The following is a 12,642-nucleotide window of genomic DNA, read 5'->3' as shown; positions in this document are numbered from 1 at the left end:
GACTGACAAGCCTTTTAGGTGAAGTTAGAGGCGTAGTTGCACTTATACTTTATTCCTAAAATTGGCTACCACGTCGAGTACGATTCCTCGTTGCCAATTTATACTTTTTTAAAGTGAAAAAAATTGACACCTATACCCCCTATGAGTATATAATAATGGTGAGGTGATAAAATGGAAAATTGCCATGATGATCAAATGGTTCCAAGAAGTGAAGACGAAATTAACGATTTAATGAAACGTCTTCGTAGAATAGAGGGGCAAGTAAGAGGTATTCAAAAAATGGTCGAAGAGGACCGATATTGTATAGATATTTTGACGCAAATTATGGCAGTTGAAGCTGCTATGAAAAAGGTAAGTTTCTCATTAATTGAAAGACATGCGAATCATTGTATGGTTAAGGCAGTTAAAGAAAACAATGGCGCAGAATCGGTAAACGAATTAATGGAGGTTATTAAGCGTTACGTAAAGTAAAGGGGGTTGATTAGAATGAATGATGCAAAGCAGTTAACCCTTGGTATAGAGGGTATGACCTGCGCCGCATGTGCAACCCGAATCGAAAAAAGCTTAAATCGAATGGATGGCTTACAAGCGAATGTGAATCTTGCATTAGAAAAAGCTACTATTATATATGATAAAGGGCAATATCAAACTTCTGATTTAATAGAAAAAATCCATACGATTGGTTATGAGGTTGCAGTTGAAAAAGTTACCTTAAATATTGAGGGAATGACATGTGCTGCTTGTTCAGCTCGAATCGAAAAAGTAATAGGGAAAATGGATGGAATCGTTCAAATCAATGTCAATCTGGCTATGAATATAGCAACGATTTCTTATTTACCTGAAGTACGATCACTTCAATCGATAATAGATAAAATTAGTCATATTGGTTATGCAGCAGCTATAAAAGAAGAAAATGCAGTTAAAGAAAAAGACACAACAAGAAACAAACGGATTCAATTAATCGTTTCAATCTTACTTTCAATTCCACTATTGTATACGATGGTATCTCATCTGCCATTTAGTACAAATATATGGATGCCACATTTATTAATGAATCCATGGTTTCAACTTTTGTTTGCAACTCCGGTTCAGTTTATTATAGGTTGGCATTTTTACGTTGGAGCATTTAAAGCAATTCGAAATTATAGTGCGAATATGGATGTTCTTGTTGTCCTTGGAACATCGGCTGCTTACTTTTATAGCTTAGTCGAGTCAATTAAGACAATAAATAATAGTATGTATATGCCGCATCTTTATTTTGAGACAAGTGCAGTATTAATAACATTAGTTTTACTTGGAAAATATTTTGAACATATTGCTAAAGGAAAAACAACTGAAGCAATTTCTAAACTAATGGAATTACAAGCTAAGGAAGCAATCATTTTAGAAAATGGAAATGAAATTTATGTACCATTGGAAGCTGTAAAAGTTGGAGATCTACTACTTGTTAAACCAGGTGAGAAAATTCCAGTGGATGGTGTTATTGTTTCGGGAGTTTCTACAGTTGATGAATCAATGATTACTGGTGAGTCTTTACCAGTTGATAAAAAGGCTGATGATAAAGTTGTTGGAGCAACTGTTAATGGCAATGGTATTTTAACGATTCTAGCTGAGAAGGTTGGTAAGGATACTGCATTAGCAAATATTGTGAAAATAGTTGAAGAGGCACAAGGTTCAAAAGCTCCAATTCAAAGATTAGCAGATCGAATTTCGAATATATTTGTTCCAATTGTAATTGGCATAGCCATTTTAACATTTATCATTTGGTTTTTTGTAATCGATCCTCAAAATTTGCCTAAGTCAATTGAAGTAGCAATAGCTGTTTTAGTCATCGCATGTCCTTGTGCTTTAGGGCTTGCTACACCAACTTCGATTATGGTTGGAAGTGGAAAAGGTGCCGAAAACGGAATTTTATACAAAGGCGGAGAATTTTTAGAAACTACCCAAAAAATTAATACAATCATTCTTGATAAAACAGGAACTGTTACAAAAGGAAAGCCTGAAGTAACAGATATCATTAATTTAAATCATCGAGAGGATTTATTGAAGCTCGTTGCAAGTGTAGAGAAAATGTCAGAGCATCCTCTAGCACAAGCAATTGTTCAATACGCTCTTAAGCAGGAACTGAAACTAACTGATATTACAGAGTTTATTGCCATACCTGGACATGGGGTAGAAGCCATGATTGAAAATAAAAAGGTATATATCGGTACTCGAAAGTTAATGAATGAAAAGAATATCGATTTTTCTTCAGTTGATGAACAATTAATTGTATTTGAATCTGCAGGAAAGACAGGGATGTTAGTAGCAATTGACGATAAGCTTGAAGGGATTATTGCTGTAGCCGATACAATTAAAGAATCTTCAAGAAATGCGATAAAAGCATTAAAGGATTTAAAAATAGAAGTTTTTATGGTTACTGGTGATAATAAACACACTGCACAGGCGATTGCAGATCAAGTTGGGATTGAAAATGTATTTGCTGAAGTTCTTCCAGAGAAAAAAGCAGATATAGTGGCAGAATTACAAAAACAAGGGAAAATTGTTGCGATGGTTGGAGATGGGATTAATGATGCTCCAGCTCTTGCAAAAGCTGATATTGGAATGGCAATCGGTACTGGTGCTGATGTAGCGATAGAAACAGCGGATGTTACGCTAGTAGGTGGCGACTTATCACATATTCCGAAAGCGATTAGCTTAAGTAAGAAAACAATGAATAATATCCGCCAAAATTTATTTTGGGCGTTATTTTATAACAGTTTAGGTATACCGATTGCAGCTTTAGGGTTATTGCAGCCTTGGATTGCAGGTGCAGCAATGGCATTTAGCTCCGTATCGGTAGTCATAAATGCATTACGATTAAAACGTATAAAAATTTAGGAGGATTTAGTAATGGAAACAATTTTAAAAGTAGAAGGTATGACATGTGGGCACTGCAAAGCTGCAGTTATGAAAGCGGTAGAAGGAGTGTCTGGTACAAATAATATTATCGTAAGTTTAGAAAATAAAGAAGTAACATTCAATACTTCAAACGCAGAAACAATTGATAAAGTGAAAGAGGCTATTGAAGATCAAGGGTATGACATTATCTAAATAAAAAAGCGAACTTATTGGTTCGCTTTTTATTTGACGAAAAATAACTATACAGGGGAGAAATTGGATGAAATACTTTTTATTATTACTAAGTTTCATTACTGTGATCGGTTTAAGTGGCTGTGGAAATATGACTCATACAGCTTCTACTCATGAAAGTATGAATCATGAAAAAACAAAAGAAGAAAAAGATTCAACCAAAGTACAATTTACGTTTAACGGTAATCCTGAAAGTGGTAAAAAAGTAAACTTAAACATTCAAGTCAATGATTTGATGGGGAAAACAGTAAACAAATTTGAGCTCGAGCACGAAAAATTAATGCATTTAATTGTTGTAAGTAAGGATTTATCATTTTTTGATCATGTGCATCCAGTATATAAAGGGAAAGGATTATTTACAGTCACACCGGATTTTCCAAATGGTGGTGAATATAAATTATTTGCAGATTTTATACCTGAGGGCTCTGATAAAAACGTAAAAACAAAATTAGTACAAGTGGCAGGTGAGCAAGCCAAACCGGTTTCGCTAATACCAGATAAAATATTAACAAAAGTAATTGATGGAAAAGAGGTTACTTTAAAATTTGATAAATTGATGACAAATAATGAAGTTAAAATGACATTTACGATTAAAGATGCTAAAACCAAAAAAGGTATTACTGATTTACAGCCTTATTTGGGTGCTATTGGTCACGTTGTTGCGATTAGTGGGGATACAAATACTTACTTACATGTCCATCCAATGAATGAAAAATCAAGTGGACCTGACGCAGAGTTTATGACTAGTTTTCCTGAAAAAGGATTATATAAAATATGGGGACAGTTTAAACAAAATGGAGATGTGTTTATTGTGCCATTTATAGTTGAGGTGCCATAATTTCCTTCCATGATAGTTGCTGTATTAATGTTGGAAGGTTTATAATTGACCCTTTCAAAGACTATTATATTATTAGTCTTCGAAAGGGTATTTTTCTATTTCAACCTAAAACTTTGCGATAGAGTTCTTTAGCAACAGATGCTTCTTTTGTACCGTGAATAATTGCTCGACCGTCTTTAAATAAAACAATGCGATGATCTTCATAAGTACATGATAATAAATAAGGATTTACGATCAAATCATTTACTAACCCTTGTAATCTTTCAGAAAGGTTAGTTAGTGTTGGAATTTTAGGAGATGATACTCTTAATTGGACTGCATCTCTTCCACATAAAACATATGATTTCATATGGTCATCATCTTTTAAAAATGGGTAACTTCTTATAGAGCCACATGTTGCACAATTATTATTTTTTAATTTTTCGATGTTTATATCTGACTTTTCATACTTCCAAACATCAATCGATTGTAAGATTGGTGAAAGTTCATGGTTAGTAAGATATTGCAGGGCATAGGTTACTTGGTAGGCAGCAATCATTTGCACAATTGGACTGATTACTCCTACTGTATCGCAAGTCATATTTAAAGTTGGTATATGATTTAATAAACAGTTAAGACAAGGAGTTTTCCCTGGAATAATTGGAAACGAGAGGCCATAGCTTCCAACACACGCACCAAAAATAAAGGGGATCCCATGCTTAATTGCTGCATCATTCACAACCATTCTAGTTTCAAAATTATCTGTTGCATCGAGAATGATTGTTTGGCCTTTAATCAACTCTTCAATATTAAGACTAGTAATATCTTTTATTAAACTAGTAATCGAAACTTCACTATTAATTTGTTGAAGTCGATATTTAGCTGCAATTACTTTAGGTAGTTTATTTCTAGCATCCTCTTCTGTGTAAAGAGACTGCCTTTGTAAATTACTCCATTCAACGTAATCACGGTCAACAATTGTTATATTTCCAATGCCTGCTCTTACAAGCATTTCTGCTATTGATGAGCCTAATGCACCAACACCAATAATAATGGCACTGGCTTTTTGTAAGTTTGATTGACGATCTTTTCCTAAAAATAATTCTTGCTTTGCATAGCGGTTTGTCAAGAATTCACCAACCCTGTGATTGGGCTACTAGCTTCACCATAATTTTTTTCTTCAATTCTTCCTGCCTCATAACCAAGTCTTCCAGCTTCAATAGCAAGCTTCATCGCAACTGCCATTTTTACAGGATCTTTTGCATTAGAAACCGCAGTATTTAAAAGGACTCCATCAGCACCTAGCTCCATTGCAAAAGCTGCATCTTTTGGCGACCCGATACCGGCATCTACTATAACAGGTACATTCGATTGCTCAATGATAAATTTAAGATTAAGTGGATTAATAATTCCTTTTCCGGAACCGATAGGAGATGCACCTGGCATAATCGCATGTACACCAAGTTCTTCTAGTCTTCTTGCTAGCACAACATCATCGGAAGTATAAGGTAATACAACAAATCCTTCGTTTAATAGCATTTCTGATGCTTTCAATGTTTCGATTGGATCAGGTAATAATGATTTATCACACCCAATTACTTCTACCTTGATCATATCGCATAAGCCAGATGCTTTTGCCAATCTTGCAATTCTAACAGCCTCTTCGGCAGTTTTTGCACCAGCAGTATTAGGCAATAATTTATACTTTGTTAAATCTAGTTGTTCTAGAAAATTTGGTTGAGATTCCTCAAAAATATTCATTCTTCTAACAGCAAAAGTTAGGATCTCGGCTTTCGATACTTCAACAGCTTCTTTCTGGACTTCAAATGAAGGGTATTTTCCTGTTCCTAATAATAATCTTGAATGAAATGTATGATTTCCTACTTTTAACATGATTAGCCACCACCTACAAAATGTATTAATTCTACAGAATCTCCGTTAGAGAGATGAGTTAATGAATACTGTTCTTTATAAATAATTTCTTTATTAACCTCGACAATAACAATTCGGTTTTCTAATTGATATTCATTAAGCAAATCCTGAATTGTACAGGTTTTGCTGGAAATGTTGATGTTCTTTCCGTTTAATCTTATTTCCAAGTGTTTACACCTCCAAAACATAAAAATTAACGATTGATTTTAAATGCTTCGATCCAGTTACGATCGACTTTTCGTTTAAGGATTAAATCTCGAATTAATTTTCCAGTTGCTGGTGCAAGCAAAATACCATTTCGAAAATGGCCGGTCGCAAATAAGATTTGATCTTCTTCGGGATGAATTCCAATAAAGGGATTATAGTCGAGAGTTCGCGGTCGTAATCCTGCCCAAAATGAATCAATTTTCATGTCTTCAATTTCGGGAAGCATTTTTTTAGCGCTTTGTATTAATGACTCAATCCCCCTTAAGCTAGGGTTCTCATTCCATTCGTTATCGATCATCGTAGCTCCGATGACAAGGCGACCGTCATTCCTTGGAACAATATAATTTTGTTCATGGAAAAGAGTATGTTTTAATGCAACCTTTTCACTTCTGACCGCGATGCATTCACCTTTAACGGGAATAATTTCATGATGTAATCCAAGCTGCCCAAACAATGAATTACTCCAAACACCACTTGCAACTACAAGAGTTTTTGCTTCAAAATTGCCATTTGTAGTTTTAATTAAATAATGTGAATCATTTTTTTGAATCTGAAATACATGAGTATATTCAAATATAGATGCACCTAAAATTTGAGCACTCTTGCAAAACGCGTTACAGACAGAAACAGGTAATACATTCACGTCGTCTTCAATATAAGCTGCTCCAATTATGTTTGGATGGACACCAGGTATCTGTTTTTTTAACTCCTCATGGTTATACCAAAGTGCCGAAGTTTGAGTGAGTAGTGGAGTTAATTGTTTTTTTTCTAAATCGGTATAAGCTAGTTTGAAAATGCCACCTTTTTTTAGTTCAATATCGATTCCACATAACTCTTTTAATTCTTCTTGAAGTTGAAAATAAGTTAATTGACTGTTTCTAGCAAAAGTAAAAAATGACTCGGACTGATCCCACTCTGAATGGGCACCAAGCATTCCTGCAGCTGCCTTAGTTGTTTTCTGTCCAACTTGCTGTTCTTCAAGAACTGCGACATTAATGTTTTCTTTCGCTAGATAATAAGCAATGGAACAACCTATTATTCCACCACCAATTACTACAACATCAAATTTCTTGTTCATAAGCGAATTTACACCTTTCAAAATATTGCAGCGCAGCTTCTAGAGGATTTCGGGCAGAAAATATGCCAGACATGACAGCTATACCATCAATTTCGTTCTCTTTTAGAACCTGGATATGTTCAGGTAATATTCCGCCGACTGCATAGATTGGTATAGTTAACGTTTTTTTCATTTCTGGAATTAGTTCAATCCCATTAGGTGTTAATCCATTTTTACACTCTGTTTCAAAACAATGACCGTACAGAATATAGTCAGCTTTATCATTTTCTGCCTGTATTGCTTCAGTAAGTGTGTGAACTGATTTTCCTACTCGTAAATTAGGAAAATATTCTTTTACATCAACAAGTGGAAGACCATGTCCCGGTAAGTGAATATTTGATAGGTTAGAGAAAATAGCTATATCTAAACGATCATTTAAAACAATTTTTTTCATATCTACTTTGTTTATTTTTAGTAGATTTAAGAGTGATAGTAGCTCGATTGCCGTTTTCGACTTTTCACGAATATGCACATAGTCGACTGCATCGATTATTTGAATTATTTTTGTAGCAAGTACTTCGACTGAGTGCTGATCATCTGTAATTGCAATAAGTTCCATGGCCCAGCCTCTTTCATTTGCAAAATTTTTTCAAACAAAAAAACCACTTTCCTAAAAAAAAGAAAGTGGTTACATTGCACGCGAAAAAAGTATAAAATGCGCCACTTTCCTACGCAGGTACTAGCCTGTTCAGGTTTTGAGGGTTTAAAAGTAACTACCTTATTCTCAGCCCTTATCAAGGGATCCCCTAGTGATGAATATGTATGAAAATTAATCTTAGCATAGCATATAAAAAATAATATTCAATACTAAATTTATTTTTACTAGTCCCATTTTATTACCAAAAATTGGGCTTGAAGTATAGTGGAATCAAGTGTTTTTAGTAGTATAAAAAAACCAAATTTTTTTTTGTTTGGAGTTTCTGTAAAAATTTAGGGGAATAAAAACATTTACATTTTAAATTTATGGGTTTATATTTAGTTTGAACAATTTAATAGATTGACTAGGGGTGTCCAATTAATTGGGCTGAGAGAGAAACGTGATTAAGTTTCTTAACCCTCAGGACCTGATCTGGTTCATACCAGCGTGGGGAAGTTAGAAATTTTCATTAATGATTACATAATTATTAATGTAGTTTTGCTAACACTTAGCCGGGTCTTAAACATAAGATTCCGGCTTTTTTTCATGCTTTAAATGGATTGGATTTCGTCCTTTTTAAACTAATTAAAAAGGGGAATGAAATCAAATGAACAATTCTGTAAATGAAATGAATTTTTCCATCATGTCTAGTTTTTCAGGGAGTAAGAAGGTATATGTTGAAGGATCTAGACCTGACATTAAGGTGCCAATGCGTGAGATTCAATTAAGCCCAACAACTGGCACTTTTGGAGAAGAAGAAAATGCTCCAGTTAGAGTATACGACACTAGCGGACCTTACACAGATTCAGCTAGCTCAGTTGATATTCGAAATGGACTTAAGGCGATTAGACAAAACTGGGTAATTGAACGAAATGATGTTGAAGAGTATGAAGGGCGCGAAATAAAGCCTGAAGATAATGGATATAGAAAAGAGTCAGATCAACATAATGTTGAAGTATTTAAAGGGTTAAAAAGAAAACCGTTACGAGCAAAGGAGAATGGAAATATTACTCAAATGCATTATGCTCGAAAAGGAATTATTACACCTGAAATGGAATTTATTGCGATTCGAGAAAATGTTTCGGCTGAATTTGTTCGTGATGAAGTTGCTAAGGGAAGAGCTGTCATTCCATCGAATATTAATCACCCTGAAAGTGAGCCAATGATCATCGGTCGTAATTTTCATGTGAAAATTAATGCCAATATAGGTAATTCAGCGGTTACGTCTTCAATCGAAGAAGAAGTAGAAAAAATGACATGGGCTACTCGCTGGGGTGCGGATACGATGATGGATCTTTCTACTGGTAAGAATATTCATACAACACGTGAATGGATTATCCGAAACTCTCCAGTACCAGTAGGGACAGTTCCGATTTATCAAGCGCTTGAAAAGGTTAATGGAATCGCTGAAGATTTAAGCTGGGAAGTGTTTAGAGATACACTAATCGAGCAAGCGGAACAAGGTGTAGACTATTTTACAATTCACGCGGGTGTATTATTACGCTATATTCCATTAACGGCAAAACGAGTGACAGGAATAGTATCTCGTGGAGGGTCTATTTTGGCTCAATGGTGTTTAGCTCATCATAAAGAGAATTTTTTGTATACTCATTTTGAAGAAATTTGTGAAATTATGAAGCGTTATGACGTAACATTCTCTTTAGGAGATGGACTGAGACCAGGCTCAATCGCCGATGCAAATGACGAAGCACAATTTTCTGAGTTAGAAACACTTGGTGAGTTAACGAAAATTGCATGGAAGCACGATGTTCAAGTTATGATTGAAGGACCGGGACATGTACCAATGCACTTAATTAAAGAGAATATGGATAAACAATTAGAAATTTGTCAGGAAGCGCCATTTTATACTTTAGGACCGCTAACGACTGATATTGCACCTGGATACGATCATATTACATCAGCAATCGGTGCAGCAATGATTGGTTGGTTTGGTACTGCAATGCTTTGTTATGTAACTCCGAAAGAGCATTTAGGTCTTCCAAATAAAGAAGACGTAAGAGTAGGAGTTATTACATACAAAATAGCGGCGCATGCAGCTGACTTAGCAAAAGGACACCCTGGTGCACAAAAAAGAGATGATGCACTTTCAAAAGCTAGATTTGAATTTAGATGGCGTGATCAATTTAATCTTTCTCTTGATCCTGAAAGAGCAATTGAATATCATGATGAAACATTACCTGCCGAAGGAGCTAAAACAGCGCATTTTTGTTCAATGTGTGGTCCAAAATTCTGTAGTATGAGAATTTCACAAGATATTCGAGATATAGTAAAACAAGAAGAACTTCAGAATGGTTCAATCATTGAAGAAGGAATGAAAGAAAAAGCACTTGAATTTAGAAAACAAGGCGGGGAAATCTATCAATAAGGGTGTGAGCCTTATATGAATAGGGTAGAAGAAATCATAAACGAGATAAAACTATTGGAAGAATATATGCAACACTTAAAAATAGAACTGAAAACGATTCAAAAAAATTGTGACCACGATTTTTTGAAGAAAGATACGATACAAGAATGTCTTAAATGCAGTTTAATTGAGAGCTTATGTTGGTAATACGTAATAACAAAAACAAACCTCAGGCTAAGAGGTTTGTTTTTGTTATTCTAGAATTAATGTTCTGACAAACTATTGATTGAAACTTCTTCCTCTCGATCTGGTTGACCTAGCGGATAGATTCTAGCAGTTTCATTTGTTTCATCAACATGTTGAATGTAAATTGGCACTCCATTATATGTCACATTAGCCATTTCAGGTGAAGAAGCAATTTCTTGAGCTCGTTGTTTATTCATACATAACCTCCTCTACATTAATAATTGAAACCTAACATATTATTAACAGAGGTATACTTGAGTATTCATAATTAAGTACAAGCTTTTTTAAAAATAAAAAAACTCCTGTTAAAACTTAACAGGAGTTTTATAGTTTTTAATGATTACCAGTGATGTCCATGTCCATATCCATATCCGTCATATCCAGACCAGCAAGCTGCTCCAACAATGATTAATAGGATAAATAGAACAACGATTAAAGCAAAACCGTTAAGATGGTGTCCGTGATGTCCAGTACTCATACATGTGACCTCCTTCATACGATATTTAAGGGAAAACTCCCTTAGGGTCATGCGGCTAATTGAAAAATTTCAATTAGGAGAGGTGGATAATGTATCGTATGTTTTTTTGCCAACTATGAAACTAGTCTATAATGTAATTAGGCTTTTACCTAGAAGTAAGTTTTAATAAATGAATTATTTTTCCTTAGGAAGTGAAATTGCTGTTTCAACTACATAACCATTTTGAAACTTCACAGCAATTGTACCTAAATAAGTGTCAGTAGGCTGAAGTGTTTCGGTACAAGTAAAATAACGAATATGTACAACTTCCTTCGTATCTTTACTAATCTTTTGACAAGCAAGTAAATTACTTAGTCGTTTTAATGCAATCTCTCTTTTCACTCCAATTAGATCTTTTTTTATAAATGATTCATAATAATTTTTTAATGGGAACATTTTAACAGCTCCTGTTCATTCGAAAATAAAATTTCTTAAGTCGTATCATATCATAAAGTAAATCTGTTTTTGTAAAGTTTGTAGCTGTGGATATTTATCATTATTCTAGTTTGTTGAGGGAAATATGTAACTAACAAAAAAATCCCACTATAGATTATTATAGTGGGATTTTTTTCACACTGTTGAAAAACAACCTTGTCAAATAATAACTAAATTTTCGTAAAAGGAGTAGAGTGATGTTGATTTCCACTACAGGATGCTCGCTTTCCATGGGGCGAGATTCTTTAGCCTCCTCGGCAAGCCGGCGGGGTCTCAGCCTTCCCGCTTATCCCATAGGAGTCGAGCAACCTTCCGTTCCAATCAACTTATTCATCAAAAAAAGTCTGCAATAAATCCTAATCAAATAGCCTTTACTAAGAGTATCCTAACTGTTGTTTATTAATCAGTTTGTAAGTCAATTAATATCGAACATTAATTAATAAACTAATGAATTGAATTTGTTTTTCGAAAAAATTAGCTCATAATATTTTTAACTTCTGAAAAAAAACTTACTAGTGTTATTGGAAACATAAAATTGTTAATAAATATAAAAAAATGAATTTTAAGCTAACTGTGAAAAATCTAGTTAAAAGACTAGGACAAGATTGTAAGAACAAGAGGGCTAAAGAAAAAATCTCTCCTTTAAAGCTTACAATTTTATAAAAATCCCCCAAAAAATAAAAAAACTGTCTCAAAATGTCGACATTTAACGACCTTTTGAGACAGCCTCATTTAATTACTTATGCAGTTTGATTTGAATCTTTATCAATCTTATTTTTACCGTTTAGTTTAGAATTTTTATATCCGTATGTTATATAAATTACTAAACCGATTACTAACCAAACTACGAAACCTTTCCAAGTAAATGTTGAAAGTTGTAGCATTAAATATACACAGAATACAACAGCTAATACTGGTACTACTGGTACCCAAGGAGTTTTGAATCCACGCTTTAAGTCTGGGCGAGTTTTTCTTAATACTAGTACACCAAGAGAAACAGCAGAGAAAGCGAATAGAGTACCGATATTTGTTAATTCAGCTAATTTGTTTAATGGAATTAAGCCAGCGAATAAAGCAACTAGCCCGCCAGTTACCCAAGTACTTGTTACAGGAACTGCAGTTTTCTTGTTAACTTTTGATAATTTACCTGGTAATAAACCGTCTTTACTGATTGCATAGAATAGACGAGTTTGTCCAAACATCATTACGATTAATACAGTTGTAATACCGATGATTG

At 34.2% G+C, this 12,642-nt stretch carries 14 protein-coding genes and 2 riboswitches; of the genes, 5 read left to right on the top strand and 9 right to left on the bottom strand.

Going from position 1 to position 12,642, the window contains the following annotated elements:
* The first annotated feature begins 171 nt into the window (after nt 1–171).
* The 4 genes from AN960_RS04655 (at nt 172) to AN960_RS04640 (ending at nt 3,970) form a co-directional block, all read left to right on the top strand.
* The gene (locus AN960_RS04655) at nt 172–471 is read left to right on the top strand and encodes a metal-sensing transcriptional repressor (RefSeq protein WP_056467579.1); all 300 of its coding nucleotides are present in this window, start codon (nt 172–174) and stop codon (nt 469–471) included.
* Between the two features lie 15 nt (nt 472–486).
* Nucleotides 487–2,880: a heavy metal translocating P-type ATPase gene (locus tag AN960_RS04650; protein ID WP_056467576.1), complete on the top strand. Its 2,394-nt coding sequence runs from the start codon at nt 487–489 to the stop codon at nt 2,878–2,880.
* 12 nt (nt 2,881–2,892) lie between these two features.
* Nucleotides 2,893–3,093, top strand: a complete 201-nt coding sequence (locus tag AN960_RS04645; protein ID WP_056467574.1) for a cation transporter — start codon at nt 2,893–2,895, stop codon at nt 3,091–3,093.
* Nucleotides 3,094–3,160: 67 nt separating this feature from the next.
* Entirely contained in the window at nt 3,161–3,970 is an 810-nt protein-coding gene (locus AN960_RS04640) for a DUF8832 domain-containing protein (RefSeq protein ID WP_056467571.1), read from the top strand.
* 100 nt (nt 3,971–4,070) lie between these two features.
* On the opposite strand, the gene AN960_RS04635 is transcribed toward AN960_RS04640, so the two are convergent.
* The 5 genes from AN960_RS04635 to AN960_RS04615 are packed head-to-tail and all read right to left on the bottom strand — an operon-like array spanning nt 4,071 to nt 7,764.
* Complete coding sequence (locus AN960_RS04635) at nt 4,071–5,078, bottom strand: ThiF family adenylyltransferase (protein WP_056467568.1); 1,008 nt, start codon at nt 5,076–5,078, stop codon at nt 4,071–4,073.
* Nucleotides 5,075–5,842, bottom strand: coding sequence for a thiazole synthase (locus AN960_RS04630; RefSeq protein WP_056467565.1), 768 nt, complete (start codon nt 5,840–5,842; stop codon nt 5,075–5,077). Before AN960_RS04630 ends, AN960_RS04635 begins: the two co-directional genes overlap by 4 nt.
* Nucleotides 5,843–5,844: 2 nt before the next feature.
* Nucleotides 5,845–6,048, bottom strand: a complete 204-nt coding sequence (thiS, locus tag AN960_RS04625) for a sulfur carrier protein ThiS (RefSeq protein ID WP_056467563.1) — start codon at nt 6,046–6,048, stop codon at nt 5,845–5,847.
* A gap of 26 nt (nt 6,049–6,074) precedes the next feature.
* On the bottom strand, nt 6,075–7,166 hold the full coding sequence (gene thiO / locus AN960_RS04620; RefSeq protein ID WP_056467560.1) for a glycine oxidase ThiO: 1,092 nt from the start codon (nt 7,164–7,166) through the stop codon (nt 6,075–6,077).
* Nucleotides 7,150–7,764 (bottom strand): thiamine phosphate synthase, encoded by a 615-nt coding sequence (locus tag AN960_RS04615; RefSeq protein WP_056467557.1) that lies wholly within the window; start codon nt 7,762–7,764, stop codon nt 7,150–7,152. Before AN960_RS04615 ends, thiO begins: the two co-directional genes overlap by 17 nt.
* 89 nt (nt 7,765–7,853) lie before the next feature.
* Nucleotides 7,854–7,963: riboswitch (TPP riboswitch) on the bottom strand.
* A gap of 235 nt (nt 7,964–8,198) precedes the next feature.
* A riboswitch (TPP riboswitch) is annotated at nt 8,199–8,313 on the top strand.
* A 136-nt stretch (nt 8,314–8,449) separates the two neighbouring features.
* Here AN960_RS04615 and thiC point away from each other — a divergent pair.
* Complete coding sequence (gene thiC, locus AN960_RS04610) at nt 8,450–10,228, top strand: phosphomethylpyrimidine synthase ThiC (RefSeq protein ID WP_056467554.1); 1,779 nt, start codon at nt 8,450–8,452, stop codon at nt 10,226–10,228.
* Between the two features lie 242 nt (nt 10,229–10,470).
* On the opposite strand, the gene AN960_RS04605 is transcribed toward thiC, so the two are convergent.
* From AN960_RS04605 to AN960_RS04595, 4 genes are all read right to left on the bottom strand, one after another.
* A complete protein-coding gene (locus AN960_RS04605) occupies nt 10,471–10,650 on the bottom strand; it encodes a small acid-soluble spore protein H (protein WP_056467551.1) in 180 nt (59 codons plus the stop codon).
* Between the two features lie 143 nt (nt 10,651–10,793).
* Nucleotides 10,794–10,931 (bottom strand): YjcZ family sporulation protein, encoded by a 138-nt coding sequence (locus AN960_RS23890; protein WP_156339615.1) that lies wholly within the window; start codon nt 10,929–10,931, stop codon nt 10,794–10,796.
* 174 nt (nt 10,932–11,105) lie between these two features.
* A complete protein-coding gene (locus AN960_RS04600) occupies nt 11,106–11,366 on the bottom strand; it encodes a hypothetical protein (protein ID WP_056467548.1) in 261 nt (86 codons plus the stop codon).
* Between the two features lie 779 nt (nt 11,367–12,145).
* The coding region (locus tag AN960_RS04595) for an APC family permease (protein WP_156339614.1) at nt 12,146–12,642 on the bottom strand (497 nt) is incomplete at its 5' end.

Source organism: Bacillus sp. FJAT-25509 (assembly GCF_001420605.1).
Taxonomy (GTDB): Bacteria; Bacillota; Bacilli; order Bacillales; family Bacillaceae_G; genus Gottfriedia.
This window is presented reverse-complemented; position numbering and strand designations above follow the sequence as displayed.